13 protein-coding genes and 1 pseudogene are annotated in these 16,186 nt (G+C 65.9%); 9 read left to right on the forward strand and 5 right to left on the reverse strand.

The window, feature by feature from the left end:
* Nucleotides 1-189: 189 nt before the first annotated feature.
* From VKV23_04500 to VKV23_04510, 3 genes are read right to left on the reverse strand one after another with little or no spacing between them, the layout of a single operon-like run.
* A complete protein-coding gene (locus tag VKV23_04500; protein ID HLI15297.1) occupies nt 190-1,074 on the reverse strand; it encodes a ribokinase in 885 nt (294 codons plus the stop codon).
* A 50-nt stretch (nt 1,075-1,124) separates the two neighbouring features.
* Nucleotides 1,125-2,711 (reverse strand): sulfatase-like hydrolase/transferase, encoded by a 1,587-nt coding sequence (locus VKV23_04505; GenBank protein HLI15298.1) that lies wholly within the window; start codon nt 2,709-2,711, stop codon nt 1,125-1,127.
* The gene (locus VKV23_04510) at nt 2,708-4,129 is read right to left on the reverse strand and encodes a sulfatase-like hydrolase/transferase (GenBank protein ID HLI15299.1); all 1,422 of its coding nucleotides are present in this window, start codon (nt 4,127-4,129) and stop codon (nt 2,708-2,710) included. Before VKV23_04510 ends, VKV23_04505 begins: the two co-directional genes overlap by 4 nt.
* A 109-nt stretch (nt 4,130-4,238) precedes the next feature.
* Here VKV23_04510 and VKV23_04515 point away from each other — a divergent pair, with 109 nt between their 5' ends.
* The 7 genes from VKV23_04515 to VKV23_04545 all read left to right on the forward strand — a co-directional run bounded on the left by VKV23_04515 (nt 4,239) and on the right by VKV23_04545 (nt 11,735).
* Nucleotides 4,239-5,012 carry a GntR family transcriptional regulator gene (locus tag VKV23_04515; GenBank protein ID HLI15300.1) on the forward strand — a complete coding sequence of 258 codons (774 nt, stop codon included), beginning with the start codon at nt 4,239-4,241 and terminating at the stop codon, nt 5,010-5,012.
* Nucleotides 5,009-7,240: an arylsulfatase gene (locus VKV23_04520; GenBank protein HLI15301.1), complete on the forward strand. Its 2,232-nt coding sequence runs from the start codon at nt 5,009-5,011 to the stop codon at nt 7,238-7,240. Before VKV23_04515 ends, VKV23_04520 begins: the two co-directional genes overlap by 4 nt.
* On the forward strand, nt 7,237-8,097 hold the full coding sequence (locus tag VKV23_04525) for an ABC transporter ATP-binding protein (protein HLI15302.1): 861 nt from the start codon (nt 7,237-7,239) through the stop codon (nt 8,095-8,097). The genes VKV23_04520 and VKV23_04525 overlap by 4 nt, the downstream gene beginning before the upstream one ends.
* Nucleotides 8,094-8,843 (forward strand): ABC transporter permease subunit, encoded by a 750-nt coding sequence (locus VKV23_04530; protein ID HLI15303.1) that lies wholly within the window; start codon nt 8,094-8,096, stop codon nt 8,841-8,843. The genes VKV23_04525 and VKV23_04530 overlap by 4 nt, the downstream gene beginning before the upstream one ends.
* Before the next feature lie 41 nt (nt 8,844-8,884).
* On the forward strand, nt 8,885-9,595 hold the full coding sequence (locus tag VKV23_04535) for an ABC transporter permease subunit (protein ID HLI15304.1): 711 nt from the start codon (nt 8,885-8,887) through the stop codon (nt 9,593-9,595).
* A gap of 198 nt (nt 9,596-9,793) precedes the next feature.
* Nucleotides 9,794-10,753, forward strand: a complete 960-nt coding sequence (locus tag VKV23_04540) for an ABC transporter substrate-binding protein (protein HLI15305.1) — start codon at nt 9,794-9,796, stop codon at nt 10,751-10,753.
* Nucleotides 10,737-11,735, forward strand: coding sequence for a nucleoside hydrolase (locus VKV23_04545; protein ID HLI15306.1), 999 nt, complete (start codon nt 10,737-10,739; stop codon nt 11,733-11,735). Before VKV23_04540 ends, VKV23_04545 begins: the two co-directional genes overlap by 17 nt.
* 548 nt (nt 11,736-12,283) lie before the next feature.
* On the opposite strand, the pseudogene VKV23_04550 reads toward VKV23_04545, so the two are convergent.
* Both VKV23_04550 and VKV23_04555 read right to left on the reverse strand, forming a co-directional pair.
* A pseudogene (locus tag VKV23_04550) lies at nt 12,284-12,535 on the reverse strand (transposase).
* A 165-nt stretch (nt 12,536-12,700) separates the two neighbouring features.
* Nucleotides 12,701-13,480 carry an FAD-binding oxidoreductase gene (locus tag VKV23_04555; protein HLI15307.1) on the reverse strand — a complete coding sequence of 260 codons (780 nt, stop codon included), beginning with the start codon at nt 13,478-13,480 and terminating at the stop codon, nt 12,701-12,703.
* Nucleotides 13,481-14,460: 980 nt separating this feature from the next.
* Here VKV23_04555 and VKV23_04560 point away from each other — a divergent pair.
* On the forward strand, nt 14,461-14,901 hold the full coding sequence (locus VKV23_04560; protein ID HLI15308.1) for a riboflavin kinase: 441 nt from the start codon (nt 14,461-14,463) through the stop codon (nt 14,899-14,901).
* Between the two features lie 233 nt (nt 14,902-15,134).
* On the forward strand, nt 15,135-16,043 hold the full coding sequence (locus tag VKV23_04565; GenBank protein HLI15309.1) for a trypsin-like peptidase domain-containing protein: 909 nt from the start codon (nt 15,135-15,137) through the stop codon (nt 16,041-16,043).
* Nucleotides 16,044-16,186: the final 143 nt, after the last annotated feature.

Below are 16,186 nucleotides of genomic sequence, written 5' to 3' on the forward strand. Positions count from 1 at the left end.
AGAAGAAGTGATACGGGGGCTTGGAGCGTGGATTAGGACTTGAAGGTGTGGCTTAGGCTGGCGAGCACGGGCGCGCGAATGCATCTCGACAGGACATCATCGATAACAGACGAGGCTGCAGCGCTGCGTCGTGTGCTGTCCTGCTTCCCCCATCGTGGGGGCTCGGACTCGCGCAACGGGTGGAGCAGTTCACGGGGATTCGGTCATGGGCAACGGGGGAATATTCGGGAGCGCGCCGGGATGTTCGGAGGTGAGCGAACCGGCGGCCACTGCGAAATTCAGCGCTTCGGCCATTGACGCATGAGCAGCGAGGCGGGCACTGAATGCACCTACGAAGGCGTCACCGGCACCGGTCGTGTCGACGACGAGCGTGGGCGGAGCAGGTACCTGCACGATTCCGCGGTCGGTCGCCGCTAGGGCGCCCTCGGCCCCACGAGTGATCACGACGATCGGTGGACCGAGGTCGCGCAACCGTTCGGCCACTCGGGCCGGATCGAGATCGCTGGTCGTGGGTTCACCGAGAAGTTGGAGCGCTTCGACGGCGTTGACGATCAAGACGTCGACGAGTTCGAGGAGCTCGGGGGCAAGCGGGATGTAGGGGGCGCAGTTAAGAACGCGGATGGTGTCGGGGCCAACGAGCTCTGCTGCTCGCTGAATCGCCGATAGTGGCACCTCGGTTTGCATGACGAGCAGCGTGGCGTCGATGAGGAGGGCAGCGGCCCGTTCGATGTCGCCCACATCGAGACACTGATTGGCGCCAGGGGAGACGACGATCGCGTTCTCGCCGTCGGCGGCGACGAGCACGACAGCCGTTCCGGTTGCCTTGCCCTCTGTAGTCGCGACGAACGTCGTCCCGACGCCCTCGTTCTTGAGTTGGGCGATACGGGCAACGCCGGCGTCATCAGTGCCGACACGAGCGATGAGTTCCACCTGGGCCCCACTGCGCGCCGCGGCGACTGCCTGGTTCGCTCCCTTGCCTCCGGGATGAACGGACTGGCGCCCGCCGGTGACCGTCTCGCCCGGTGTCGGAAGGTGCGCGACCTCGACCACGTAGTCGACGTTGATCGAGCCCACGACAACGACGAGTCCTGACGTGGCTGGCGCGTCGTGACCTGCGGCTGGGTTCAAACCGGTGCCTCGACCTGGGGCCATGGATCGCGCCGCGGCGGGAGCACGCGGTACAAGGTGGCGATGAGTTCCGCTCGAACTGTGGCCATCGCGGGGTCGTTCCAGCGATTGTCCCACTCCCTCGGGTCCTCGCTTAGGTCGTAGAGTTCGCCCTCGGTGCCGCGATACGAGACCGTGCTCGCGTTGGCGATGGTGTATCCCGCCAGCCGGGGAGGATGGCCCGTCGGGATGCCGATTGTGCTCGGCTCGTAGACCGTGCAGGTGAACGGGTCAAGGCGGATCGTTCTCAAATGCATGCCGACGGCAGAGCTCGGGCTGTCATAGGTAATGATGATCGGACGTACGGCTGCGGTTGCCTCGGTGCAGGGCAGCGGCAGCCCCTCGATCCACGCCGGTGGCGCGGTGTCGCAAGCCGCTGCGATCGTCGCGGTCACGTCGATCAATGGCACTGACGTGGACACTACGGCCGGGGCGATACCCATTGCCGGAGCCGGTCGCCACAGCAACGGGACGCGCATCAAAGCGTCGCAATGGAAGCCGCCTTTGAAAAGCAAGCCGAACTCGCCCTGAAAGTCGCCGTGGTCTGCCGTCACGATGATGTCGGTATTCGCGCCCCAGCCGCGCCGTTCGAGTTCCTTGAGCACGGTACCGATTGCGTCGTCAATGAGCTCTACTTCGACGTCGATCGTAGCGGAGATCTCGCGCAGCTGATCTGCGGTGAGCTGGTTCGCCGCCCAGTCGCCACGACTGCACTCACCGGTGAATGTGCCTTCGAAGAAGCCGAGCCAGTGGTCGGGCTTTCGCGCCAGGATCTCCCTGCAGCGCGCAAGGTTTCCCGGGTAGTACTCGGGCAGCGGTCGCTCACGCCACGGGACACGGTGGCGTTCTTCGTCAGGCGGATCCCACGGATGATGCGGGTCTGGGAAGCTCATCCATACGAACCACGGCTCACCGTCGGGTAGGCCCGCGAGGTACTCCACAGTCTGCTGCGCCACCCACGAGGTGTGATAGAGCTCGGTCGGGACGGGATTGTTGACGAGATCGGGCGCGCCGGTGTCGCCTCCGAAGCCGTTGGTTGGATGGGCAGCGCGTCGGCGCAGGTTGAGGAATCCTCCGACCCACTCGGGGTGCTCGCGCTGAAGGAAGCGACCGTAATGCCCGTCGAAGGGGCCGTGTCCGGCAAAGCTCACGGTGTCGAAGCCGCGATACGGACCGTGCGCGTCCTCATGTGCGAGACGTTCCTCGTCGTAGCGCAGCTCGGGATCGTATGACGGTTCAAAGTGCCCCTTGCCGATCAGCGCAGTGTGGTAACCCGCAGCGTTGAGGTACGAAGCCACCGACGGCGCGTCGGTTGGAAGCGGCACCCCGACGGCCCAGGCGCCATGCGTATGAGGTAGCTGTCCCGTCAACAAGCTCGATCGCGACGGGGTGCAGGTGACATTCGGTACGTACGCCCGCTCATAGCGCACGCCGCTTCGAGCGATGGAATCGAGGTTCGGCGTCCGAACGACGGGATTACCGGTGCAGTGCAGGGCGTCATGCCGGAGCTGATCGGCCGTGATGAGCAGGACATTCCGCTTCATGCTCGATCCTCGTCGGCAACGCCCTTCAAGAACCAGGGCTCGTCATACAGTGCGTACGGTCCATCGAAGCGCCACGCCTCGTCGCCGTTGTGTCGGGGTAACTCGCGGACGCGAAGGCCTGAGTGCGCAGGGTCCTCGTAGCGCTCGAAGTACTCGGCGATAGCGGACGCGAGGTGATCGCGAATCCGATCAAGCATCGGATCGTTGATGCGGTTCGTCGTCTCGCGTGGATCGACCATGAGGTCGAATAGTTCGTCGGCACCATGCCCCGCCCGCAGGATCAGCTTGTGGTTGCGGCTTCGTGCCATACGCAGATCTCCGTACTCGCCGAACGCGATATCTGGCCAGTCTGGGATTGGCTTGCCGACGAGCAAGTCGACGAAGGAGCGGCCGGGGAGGTCGACATCGGTGGGCGCTGGTAAGGCCGCGAACTCTGCCAGGGTCAGGTGGAGATCGCAGTGGCCGACGAATTCGGAACGCACCTGACCGCCGAGGATCTGACCCGGAGCATTGACGATCATCGGGATGCGGATTGACTCTTCGAGCATGTTATAGGGATGAGTCGCGTTTCCCTTTCCCCACAACCCGTGGTGGCTAGCATTGAGGCCGTGGTCGCTGGTATAGACGACGAGAGTGTGCTCTCGGAGCCCCTGGTCGTCGAGTTCGTCGAGGACGCGCCCGAGCTGCTCGTCAATCTCCGACACCGCTGCGTAGTACTGGGCGAGCGCCTCGCGCGGGTGCTCCCGGGTTCGATAGAGCGACTCGGAAGTAGGGCGACCGAAAGGATGAGTGACGTCGGCGGGGATGTCGTCAAACGAGCAGGAGCGGTACTGCTCGACAAGTCGTTCCGGGTGCCCGCTCCACGGGCTGTGGGTCGCGAAGTGGCCGATGAAGAGGAAGAACGGCTGCTCAGGGGGCCTACGGCGGAGGAACTCGATGGCATGATCGGTGATGGCGTGGCGTTCGAAGTACTTCGGAGGCGCTGCGCTCGGCCACGGGGAGTACATTCCCTCGGGTTCGAGTGGAGCGGACTGTGCGAACCAGTAGTCGAATCCGGGAGCGGGTCTCGACGCGTCACCGAGGTGCCACTTGCCGCTGAAGCCGGTTGCGTATCCGGCAGCGTGCAGTGAGACCGCCAAGGTGCGGTGCCCGGCAATTCCCGGGTGCTCGCCGCTCTTCACCACCGGATCGGCGAGGTAATCGTGCACGCCGTGCTGGGAGGGGATCTTCCCTGTCCAGAACGAGGCGCGCGCCGGCGAGCACACCGGGGTGGCACAGAAGGCGTTGTCGAATCGAACCCCGGTGCGCGCGAGATAGTCGAGGGTTGGCGTACGGATCTCTCGATTGCCCGAGCATCCGAGCGCCCACTGCGCGTGGTCGTCAGTCATGACGACGACGATGTTCGGCCTCGATGCCATCCGCCCTCCTCGCTGTAGGTCCAGCGAACCTTGACTCGCGCTCTCGCCAGGTGCTCTACTACCTACCCTAGACGTCCGAAGTCCAGACGTCCAACCTCTTAGGGGAGAGATGCGGGAGAGAAGCCGGCTGGCAGTCGACGTGGCCGCCGAGTTGCGCGCGCTCATCGCTCGCAACTCGAGTCCCGGTGAGCGGATCCCGGCGGAGAGCGAGCTCGCCGAACAGCTCGGCGTGAGCCGCAATACGCTGCGCGAGGCCCTCTGGCTGCTGTGGAGTGAGGGGCTGCTCGTGCGGCGCTGGGGAGTCGGTACGTTCGTGCGCGATCGGACGCCTCCGTCGCCGTCGCAGCTGCTGGAGTTCGTACCGGTTCGGGACATGATCCGTGGGTCGGGCCGCGAACCCACGCTCACCGTCGCAGTGGTCGAGCGTCGCCCCTGCGTTCGGGAGGCCGCGGTTGCGCTGGGCCTCCGGGAAGGCGAGGAGGCGTGGTGGCTCGACCGCACTTTCGCCGCCGACGGGGTGCCAGCGGTCACCCTGCAGGACTGGGTGCCCAGTCGCGTCAACGGTCGGGAGCTCGACCTCACCCCGTTGAAGGATGTCGACCAAGGGCTGCTGGGCCTGCTGTACGACGCGGCTCGGTGTCGAGTGGTGCGAATGGAAGCACATCTCACCGCGGAATTAGCGAGTGATGAAATGGCCGAGCGCATGCGTCAGCGCCAGCCGTTCCCGGTGATGGTTGGTGTCCAAGTGTCCTACGACGACACGGACCGGCCAGTCATCTTCTCACGCAACTACTACGCGACCGGAGTCTTCGATGTCCGAGTGTTGCGTACGGTCCATCGCTGGCAGCGCCCGTCGGTCAGTGGGGCTGGGACACCCCTATGAACGACCAACCGACTTTTGGCGGCGTTGTGGGCACGACGGTGGACCGGTCGACACCGTATTGGCCGGAGCCACAACGCCGCAACGGCGCACCGAATGTCGTGATCGTCGTCTTCGACGATACGGGCTGGGCCGATTTCGGATGCTTCGGCTCAGAGATCGCAACGCCCACCGTCGATCGCCTGGCGGCTAGTGGCACGAAGCTCACGAACTTTCACGTGACGCCGCTGTGCTCGCCGACGCGAGCCTGTCTGCTGACGGGCCGGAACCATCACAGCGTCGGAATGCGCTTCCTGGCGGTGGCCGACACCGGCTTCCCAAACGCTCGGGCACGACTCCCGCTCGGGGTTCCGACGCTTCCTGGGGTGCTGCGTGAGCGCGGGTATGGCACGTATCTCTCGGGCAAGTGGCACCTCGCGCCCCAGGAGGAGCTCACGCCGGCGGGACCCTTCGGGAATTGGCCGCTGGCACGCGGATTTGACCGCTTCTACGGCTTCCTGAGCGGTGCAAGCGACCAGTTCGCGCCCGAGCTGATCAGCGACAATTCTCCCGCGGTGCACCCAGGTGGAGACGACTACCACCTGAGCGCTGATCTCGTTGACCACGCCATCGGCTTTCTCAGCGACCACGTGGCCTTTCGGCCGAACAACCCGTTCTTCCTCCAACTTGCCTTCGGCGCGACGCACGCGCCGTTCCAGGCGCCGCGGCAGTATCGTGAGCGCTACCGGGGCACCTTCGACGCGGGCTGGGAGGCCACTCGGGCCGCGCGCTTAGAGCGCCAAATAGCGCTCGGCGTGGTTCCGCCGGGTACCGAGCTGACCGAGCACGACGCCGAGGTGCCCCGCTGGGCGGCGCTGAGCGAGGAGGAGCGCCGCCGCTCGGTGGCGTGTCAGGAGGCTTACGCCGGATACCTCGAGCACGCCGACGCAGAGCTCGGCAGGCTTGTGGACTGGCTGGAGCAGCAAGACCTGCTGGGGGAGACCATCGTCATCGTCTTCTCCGACAACGGCGCTGCCGGGGACGGTGGCAGAACAGGCGCCGCGAGTGTGATCGCGCTCTATAACAATCTCGGTCACGACCCGACCGCAAGCGCCATCCCGATCGCCGAGATCGGCTCTCGTACTGGACCGGCACACTACGCCACAGGCTGGGCGATGGCCTCCAACACGCCATTTCGGCTCTACAAGCAGTACGTGGATCTTGGCGGGGTGCGTTCGCCGTGCATTGTGCGCTGGCCGGGCGTGACCGAGTCTCAGGCGGTCAGCCGAGCTTTTGCGCACGTGATCGACATCGCGCCGACGATCCTTGAGGCTGCGGGTTGCATGGACAGCGACGCCGGCCGCGCGATGCATGGTCGCTCACTTCGTTCGGCGCTGTGCGGCGCGCCGCCGAGGGAGACACGGACGCAGTACTTCGAGATGCTCGGTCACCGTGCAATCTGGCACGACGGATGGAAGGCGGTTGCTCGTCATCGGCCGGGATCGCCCTTTGAACAGGACCGCTGGCGCCTCTATGACACACGCGTCGACTTCGCAGAGTGTCACGATCTGGCGGAGCGGGAACCGGAGCTTCTGGCGTCGCTACAACGGCGTTGGCACGAGGAGGCGTTGCGCTTCGACGTCTATCCTCTTGATGACCGTCCGCTCAGACAGATGCTGATGATGCGGGATCCCCGCCGAGCGCGGTGGCGCCGCTGCTGGCGATTTTTGCCGACCCAGAGCCACCTCTCGTTCACGAGCGGGATCTGCGGCAGCGCGCGACCCGTGCGGATCACGCTGCGCCTTGCCGACCGTCGCCCGGGCGACGATGGTGTTCTGCTCGCAAGCGGTACGTGTTATGGCGGTTACGTGCTCTACGTGCTCGACGAGGAATTGGTCTTCGAGCACGTGCTCATCGGCGAGCGCGTTACCTGCCAGGCGGCTGGCAAGCTGCCACTTGGCGAGGTGGACATCGCGATGGAGTTCCGCCCCGCCGAACCCCCCGGGGGTTCGGTCATTCTTGAGGTCTCCGGCCAACAGGTCGCCGCTCAGTACCTACCCGCCGTAGCGCGCCAACCTGCCTTCTACGGCATGGACATCGGTTGTGACCGCGCGTCGCAGATCTCAGCCGCGTACGCCGGTCGCGGCGAGTTCGCCTACCGGAGAGACGGAATCGTTGACGTCACGTTGGAATTCCTTGACGTCGATCGCGACGCCGCTGAGGTCACCGAGCAGCTGGAGCGGACCCAATGAGCGACAGCGGTCTGCGAGTCGACGTATGGGAGAAGGGCGTGACCAGTCACGCGCAGACCGCCTTGAATCCACCAGGATCCCGCGGCGGCCACATCGTGCTGCGCGGAGTTGACAAGGAGTTCTCCATCCGCCGCCGTCAGCGGTTCGTCGCGCTGCATGACATTGATCTCGAGATTCCCGCTGGCTCCTTCGTGTCGTTGATCGGGCCTTCGGGGTGCGGGAAATCTACATTGCTTCGCATTCTCGTCGGGCTCGAGGCGCCGACGAGGGGGTCGGTGCTCATCGACGGTGCTGCACCGCGCGAGCTGGTGCAAGGGCACCGTGTCGGCTTCGCCTTCCAGGAGCACGCGTTGCTGCCGTGGGCGAACGTCGTAGAGAACATCGCCCTTCCCTTCCATCTCGCCAAGCGCCCGATCGATCAGCACCGTGTCGCCGATCTCGTCGCAATGATCGGACTCAACGGCTTCGAGGGATCTCGTCCCAAGCAGTTGTCGGGAGGCATGCGTCAACGGGTCGCGCTTGCCCGGGCCCTCGCCCTTGCCCCAGACGTGCTCTTGCTGGACGAACCGTTCGGCGCACTTGACGCGATTACGAGGCGGCACCTCAACGTCGAGCTCGGTCGCATATGGGATGAAACTCGCGTCACCACGGTTCTCGTCACCCATGCGGTAGATGAGGCGGTGCTTCTGAGCAATGAGGTCGTCGTCATGAGTCGCGGTCCAGGTCGGATCCTGCGCCGGGTGCCGATCTCGCTCGATCGGCCACGCACGCGAGACATGATTGCGTCTCCGGTCTTCCAGAGGCTCCAGGTCGAACTCGAGGAAGCGCTCGACGAAGCGGAGTCAGCCGCGCGATGAGCACGCGTGTCTCGATGGCGCTGCAGTACGCCCTCGGAACCGCGCTTCTGCTCGGGCTCTGGCAGATGCTTGGCGCGACCGCAGCGTTCGGCCAGACGCTTCCGTCGCTCTCCTCGGTGCTCGCCACGATCGGGAGTGCGACCGAGCGACCGATATTGGCCCCCGCTGTGGGGGCGACTGCGCTCTCCGCGCTGGCTGGGCTCGCGATCGGGGGTGGCTGTGCCGTGGTTGCGGCAGCATTGCGCTACAGCCTCCAATTCGCTCGAGAAGGAATCGATCGGAGCGCGGCGACGGTGCACTCGATCCCGGGGATCGGTATCGCGCCGGTGCTGACCCTGGCGCTCGGACGCGCGACGACCCCGATTGCTCTTGCCGCGCTCGCCACCTTCTTTCCTGTCTACATCACTGCATCGGCAGCGCTTGGCGCTGCGCAGAGCACCCACCAGGATCTCTTTAGCGTCCTCGGCGCCAGCAGGCTGCAACGTCTACGGCGCCTGCAGATCCCTGCCGCAGTCCCAGGGTTGCTCGACGCCCTTCGACTCGGCGCGCCGGGCGCGGTGCTTGGAGCCGTCCTCGGCGAGTGGTTCGGCGCACCGCGCGGCCTTGGCCTCGTGATCATCAGCTCGGCCCAGAACTACCAGATCGTGCAGATGTGGGCGGCATCATTGTTAACCACGCTGCTCTCAGTATTGGCGTTCGCAGTTGCCTCGGCACTGCAATTCGCCACCAGGCGGCGGTTCCGTTGAATCTGGGATCGCTCGCTCTGGGCGTTCTGCGACGGTGGTGGGTGGTCGCTCTGGTCGTCGTGCTCTGGGAGGTCGTCGTGGTGGCCGGACGCGTGAACTCGGTCATCGTGCCCGGGCCGGCTCCGGTGGTTGGGGAGTTCTTCTCTCAGCCGATCTTCTACCTCGCGCCGCTCGGCGACACCCTCGCGACCGCTGCCGTGGGCCTCGTCTGTGGCGTGTGCGCCGGATACGCGATGGCGGCGTGCGGTTGGTACTTGCCGCTGCTCGGCGGGCTCCTCACGCCGCTCGCGCTGGTGCTCCGCTCGATGCCATTCGTCACGTTGGTGCCGGTACTGGCGTTGGTGCTGGGCTACGGCACGACGAGTGCCCTCGTGATCTGCTCAGTAGTCTGCTTCTTCCCGACCTACGTGCTCGTCTCGACGGGAATGCGAACGCTTCCAGGTGGTGCCGAAGCGCTCTTCGAGGTCGCGGGAGCGAGCAGGCGCGTGGCTTTCCGGCGGCTTGTGATACCGGCATCGCTCCCGTCGCTCGCAACGTCGATCCGCATCTCGGCGGCAACGTCGATCCTCGCGGCCCTCGTCGCCGAATACCTAATGGGTACGCCCGGGCTGGCGTCGCTTCTGTATGTCGCGCTGGATGATTTGCTCGTGATCAAAGTCTGGACAATCTGTCTGGTAGTTGTAGTCGTGGCGATTGCCGTCTTCGTAGCCACTACTCGCCTTGAGGAGTTCGTACGTACGCGTTGGCAGTAGGCGCCGCGACTGAACCGAATCATAGGTATCAAGTACTGGGGGAATGCGACCATGAGTGAGATCCATCAGCGCACGTTTTCGCGGCGGTCATTTCTTGGGGGAATCGCAGTCATCGGCGGCGCGGGCCTCTTGACGAGGGCTGGGCACGGCCTTCGCCCACAAGGAGGGGAACACCGGATCGCGAGAAAGGCGGTCCCAATGACGATTGCCTTCAGCTTCCTACCCAACGTAGAGTACGCCGGTTGGATCCTTGCACAGCAGAACGGCTGGTACCGCGATTACGATCTCGATATCACCTTGGTTGGCGGCGGCCCGAACGCGCCAACGCCCGAGGCGCAGCTGACAGCTGGGACGGCGCAGGTTGCAACCGAGGCAAATACCGTCCGCCTGTTCTCGGCGCTCGCTCAGGGTCAACCCCTCGTCATCTTCGCCCAGGACTACCAGCAGTCGCCGAACGGCCTACTGTCCCTGAGGCGTCGGCCAGTGACCACTCCGGCCGAGCTCGAGGGCGCACGGATCATCGCCTCCGCGCCGAACGCTCCGAGCATCGCCGCGCTGATGAAGATCAACCATGTGAAGAACTACACCTTTGTTCCGGGCGGTATCACCGTGGATGGGCTGCTCGCCGGCCAAGGCGATGCGCTGCTCGCCTTCGCGTATAACCAACCGCTCACCCTCGAGCTCCATTACGGGATGCGGGAAGGAAAAGACTTCTTCTTTACGCCGTTCAGTAAGCTCAATTATGACATCCTGTCCGATGTCAGCATCACGACGCGCTCGTACCGCGACCACCACCGTGAAGCCCTCGTCAAGCTGGTCGCCGCCAATATCCGCGGGTGGACCGAGGACATCAAGTTCCCACTGAACGGGACGAACGCCACAATGCGGGAGTTCGGCGCCAGCCAGGGCTTGAACCGCGCTCAGCAGGAGAAGGCAAACAAGATCCAGGCCTCCTATGTGGTCTCGCGCTGGTCGCAGGCGCATGGGCTGCTGTCGCTCAACCCCGGCTACATCCAGGACAGCGTCTACCGTACGCTGCGAGCCTCGGGTATCACCAACCTGCCCGCACTCGAGCACGTGATCGACACGTCGATCGTGGCCGACGCATGGAAGCTCGTAGGGAAGGCGAACCGAGGCGTACGTGGACGCGGACGATGATGCCAAGCGCACGATGATCGACGTCGTTCTGGACGTCGATACCGGTGTTGACGACGCACTGGCGCTTCTCTTGGCATGCCGCCACCCGCTCGTAGCGCTCAAAGCCGTGACTTGCGTTGCCGGAAACGCGGCGATCGACCAGGTGGTGGCCAATACGCGAGCAGTGCTCGCAACGGCGGGGCGACTCGAGATCCCCCTCGGCAGAGGGGCAGCGGGCCCGCTTATCGGTAATCACCGCAACGCCTCGCACTTCCATGGTAGCGACGGCCTCGGTGATCTCGGCCTGTCGGTGGCATCGGCGGCCGACGCGACCGCCCCAGCAGTCGAATTGCTGCGCAGGACGATCCTGATGGCCGAACGACCGCTCTCACTCGTTTGTCTTGGTCCGATGACCAACCTGGCGCTGCTCGTACGGCAGCATCCGGACATTGCCGCGCGTTGCGAGCGCATCATCTGCATGGCAGGCTCGCTCGGACGCGGCATGGCTACTCCAGTTGCCGAGTTCAACGTGTGGCACGATCCGGAAGCAGCGGCGATCTGCCTGTCAGCCGGCCTGCCGATCACGATGTATGGCCTGGAGGTCTTCATGGAGGTCACTGTTACCTCTGAGACGGTTGCCGATCTTCTTGAAGACCCATCACCCTCGGCGGTACTTGCCGGTCGGCTCTTGGGTTACCTCGCCGATGCAAGCCATCGGCTCGGCGACATGGCGTCCGGCGATGACATCTGTATCGGCGATGCCGGGGCACTCTGCGCACTCATCGAGCCAGCCGGGCTGACGACCGGGCGTTATCCGGTCGAGGTCGAGCTTGCTGGCACCTGGACGCGCGGCCAGACCGTCGTAGACCGGCGACGACGCATTGGCGAAGGAGAGCTGCACGGGGGCGCGCCGCGGCACCGCAACCTTGTCGATGTGGCCGTCGCAGTCGATGCAAAGCGATATAGTGCGCTCTTTTTGGACGCGCTTCGGTCGACGAATTGAGCACAGTGCTAGCGAGCGCGGCGGGGGTCTTCGGAGTGCTGATGGGGCTGGCGCCGCGCCGATCCTTCAGATTGTACGAATTGTCCAGCATCGGTCGTCGGTTGACGTCTCAGTATCCTACGTGGCTCTACTCGCCGCAGGCTTCGGTTTTTTTCTCGCTTACAGCGTGGCGCTGCACAACATCGTGCTGATCGTCTCGTATTCAGTGTCGCTCGTCATTGGTTGTGCCAACTTGGTCGTAATCGCATACTTCCGTGGGCGTGCTGCACATCACTGCGTAGACCGTGCGAGACACGGGGTCGGCGGCGACCTCGGCCCACCGATCACCGAGTGCGTGAATGCGCGTCTGTCTGATCGGGCGGCTGGTCAATAGGGAGTTGCTCGGTCAGCTCAGGACCGTGTGGGCAATCCGGCTCAAGGGAGCAGCGGCGTCGTCACGGAGCGCCCGCCGGTTGGCAGGTCGTGCGCCTCGAGCAGGGTCTCGAAGACCGGGATGTTCAAGAACTCAGCGGCCTTCCGGCGGCGGTCCCGGGCTAGAGGTTTCGCTGTTTCAGCTCTCGCAGCATGTCGATGTCGAGCGCCTGGTTGGTCACGATCTTCTTCAGGCGGACGTTCTCGCGCTCCAAGTCCTCCAGGCGCTTCGCGTCGTCGGCCAACATGGCGCCGTACTGGTTGCGCGAGCGGTACCAGGTCGACTCGGTGATCACGAGGTCGCGACAGACGTCCTCGATCGACCGTCCCTGACCGAGCAGCTTGTCACCCTCCGCGAGCTTGCGGACATGCGGTCCTCCTTCCCCCATCTTGGGGGTTCGGACTCGCTCAGCGGGTGGATCAGTTCAGCGGGACCGGATCAATGCCTACGAACTTCGTAAGTCCGGTCGGCGCGTGGCTCGCGAAGAGGAGCATTGGCAGCCTACACGCAGCGCTCAACTGGGGAACTGCCGGGCGAGGTGGCGTTCCCTCGTTCAGTCGTACTTCTCGGTGCGGATCTGGTCGGGGGCGAGGCCAAGATCGGCGAGGGAATCGGCTGCCATTTCTACCATGGCAGGCGGGCCGCAGAGGTAGGCGAGCCGAGGGGAGAGGTCGGCCATCACGTCGGCGAGCATCTCCTTGTCGATTCGCCGATGGTAGGTGACGCGAGTTTCCGCCGGATCTCGGGTCACCGTGTGCACGACCTTGAGCCAGCTGGTGGCCTCCTGGATCTCGGCCAGCTCTGCCCGGTAGAGCGCGTGCTCGTAGTCCATCGCCGAGCACAGCATGGCCATCGGCACCTCGAGGCCGCGCGCCAAGTTGTAGCGGATGATGCACATCAGCGGAACGAGGCCGCTACCGGCGCCGACGAGCAGTACCGGGCCGCCCATCTCCTCGTTCCACACGAAGCGCCCGTAGGGACCGCGCACCTCGAGCTTGTCGCCGATGGCGTAGTCCTTCACGAGTCGAGGCGACACGAGCCCGCCGGGCACCTCGCGGACGCCGATCTCGATGACGGACGAGTCCGGGTAGGGGGAGGAGGCAACCGAGTACGCCCGTTGGACGGGCCGCGGCTTGCCGGGGATAGGCATCCGCACGTTGTAGTACTGGCCCGGGAGGAAGCCGGCGTCGACCTGCAAGCGCAGCTGGAGCGACACGGTGTCGGGCGCCTCGTCGATCAGGCCGACGACCTCCGCCTCCTGCCAAGGGATGGGAGCGCGCCGCCCAGCGGCTCCAGCGGACGGTTCGGACTCGTCGACGTCAGCGACAGCCACGGTCACAGTCTACGGGCCTCACATCGCTCGCGCCGGCTGGCGGAACCGGTGGAGCATGGTGTGGTCGCGCGCCTGCCCGTCTCGAAGCTGAGCGACACGGCCTCTGACCACCCTTCGACCAGGTCGGCGCCACTGCCGGAGCGCGGCACGGACGGGCGCCGGGGCCCGGGTTGCCCTGCACGGTGCATAGCCAGGAGGGTCCGGCCTGCAGGCGCCACCCCGGTCGGGGGCCCGGTCAGCCTGGCACCGGAGGATCCGGTGGGCTCGCCCGCGCCGGGGAGGCTCGCGGGCGATCGCCAGCCGCGTGCTCCTAACGCTTGATCAGCGTGGCGCCATTCCCACACCGAGGTACTCGGGGCCGTGGCGCCTGCCGTCGATTGGACCGGTGCCCTCGCGGCTCGCGCCGCTCGCGGCGCTCAGGTTCGGCCGGGCCTCGGTTCGTCGAGCGGTCCTCGAGTGACGGGTACGTCGCGACGAACGGCTTCGGCGAGCGCAGGGACGGGTAGGCACCGGTTCGACCACGTCGTCCCCGCGGTGCGGAACGCTGATCACGAGGTGCGGGCGCGTGCGTACGGCGCTGCTGACGTGGTTCAATCTGCCAACCGGCCCGCCTCCAGCGGTCGGGCGTCGCTGCGGCATCGTCCGCTACGCGGCGCCGATGCTCGCCACGCAGTTGCGGGCTGCACCAGCCGAGTGAACACTCGGGCCAACGCCGCGGTCGAGGTGACCGGCGCCGCCAGCGCGTGAACTGCAGCGGTAGCCCAACGGTCCACGGCCGTCGAGGACTCTGCGGCGCGTTGTTCGGGGGGCCGAGGCGGTCGTGTTGCTAGGCTCGGAGCACTGCGCTTGGGGCCCTTGCGCATCGGCTCTGGCAGGCGCAGGGTACGGCTGCGGTTCGTGGCTCCCGGTCCGTCCTCAGCGTGCCGGCCTGCTCAGGTCTGCGAGGGTGTCTCGGGTCCGGCCTGGCCGGCTGGGCATCATTGCGCCGCGAGGAGAGGGAGTATCGGGCCGTGGTCGAAGCACGGAATCCGCTGCCGATGGAGGTAGTCGTCGAAGGAATCGTCGTCCCCGGGGATCGGCGCGGGCGGCTGCTCGGATTTCCGACGGCGAACATCGTTCCGGGCGGAGACGCGGAGCTCCCGGAGGACGGGGTCTTCGCGGGCCGTGTCCAGCGTGCCGACGGGTCGTGGTACGGCGCTGCGGTCTCGATTGGGACGCGTCCGACATTCCACGGCGAGGACGCCGAGCGACTCGTCGAGGCCTTCCTGCTCGACTTTGACGGCGATCTCTACGGCGAGCGACTACGTGTGTACGTCGGCGAGCGCGTGCGCGGGCAGCAGCGCTTCGAGTCCATCGACGCGCTCATCGCGCAGATGAAGAGGGATGTCGAGGTGATACGGCGCCTGCTGGACGACATCTAAGGCGTGAGGGTCGTGGTGTGGCGCAGCCCCCGTCGGTGCCACGCCAGCTCCCCGCGCCGGCCAGCTTCTCCGCGAGTCGTGGCTCAGCAATCGTGCCGCTCCGTGCGCCTCGGCAGGGTGGTTCAGACATCCGCTCGTCGGGCGCGGTGGAGATCGGCAGACGCGACGCTCCGTCGTGGTAACGGTGACGTTCGACCCTGCTCGATCGGCGGGCGCGGTCCGACGATGGAGGCATGAGCCTCCCCGACGTCCCTCTCGAAGGTGACAGGACGCCGAGCGGATCGAACAGGCACGAGCTCGACGCTCGACGCCCGAGAAGTGGCGCCACGAGGCGTCTGCTCGCCTCCCTCGTCGCTGCTGCTGTGGTCGGTGGGCTGAGCGGCGGTGTCGTGGCCCGTGCGATGGCGCCGAGTAGCTCGGGCACGATCGAGGGGGCACCGACCACCGCGAGCGGGCCGCCCGGCCAGCGCGAGCCCGCGAACAGCGTCGGCAGCGTCGCGTTCCCCGATGTGCCTGCCCTGGTCAGCCGTGTGTCGACGTCGATCGTCTCGATCGACGTCACGTCCACCACTGTCGGCTTCGCGGGTCAAACGCTGCGCGAGACTTCCGCGGGCACGGGGTTCGTCATCGCGGCAGACGGGCTCATCGCAACGAACGCGCACGTCATCACGAATGCTCGGGCGATCACCGTCACGATGCCGGGAGGGTTGCGAGTGCCAGGGACGGTCGTCGGCGTCGACGTCGCGAACGACCTCGCTGTGCTGCGAACTGCACAGACGAAGCTCGTGCCGCTGCGGTTCGCTCGAGCCGCCGAGATGCGCGTTGGGGCGCCCGTCGTCGCGATAGGCAACGCCTTCGCTCTCGAGGGCGGCCCGACTGCCAGCTTCGGTATCATCTCGGCCGTCGATCGCACCATTACGACGCAGGACGGCAGGACCTATACGGGACTCCTCCAGACCGACGCGGCAATCAACGCCGGCGATTCCGGTGGGCCACTCGTCGATGAGCGCGGCGAGGTTGTCGGCGTGAACACGGCAGCGCTGAGCGGCGCGGAGAGCATCGGGTTCGCGATCGCAGCGACGCGGGCATCGACCGGAGTTCCGCAGCACGTAGATACGCGGATGGGCAGAAAGGGCGCGTGAGCAGGGACTTCGTCTCGCAGGCCTCGAGAGCGCGTGTTACTACGCGGCCCGGTTCGTCTCAGCTGGCCTCGCCGAGCTCCGGGGCGGGGGTGAAGTCGTAGAAGCGGGGCGGCTCGGCCACCTCGAGCGCCGAGAGGATGGAC

The sequence above is a fragment of the Acidimicrobiales bacterium genome, assembly GCA_035294085.1.
Classification (GTDB): Bacteria; Actinomycetota; Acidimicrobiia; order Acidimicrobiales; family Bog-793; genus DATGLP01.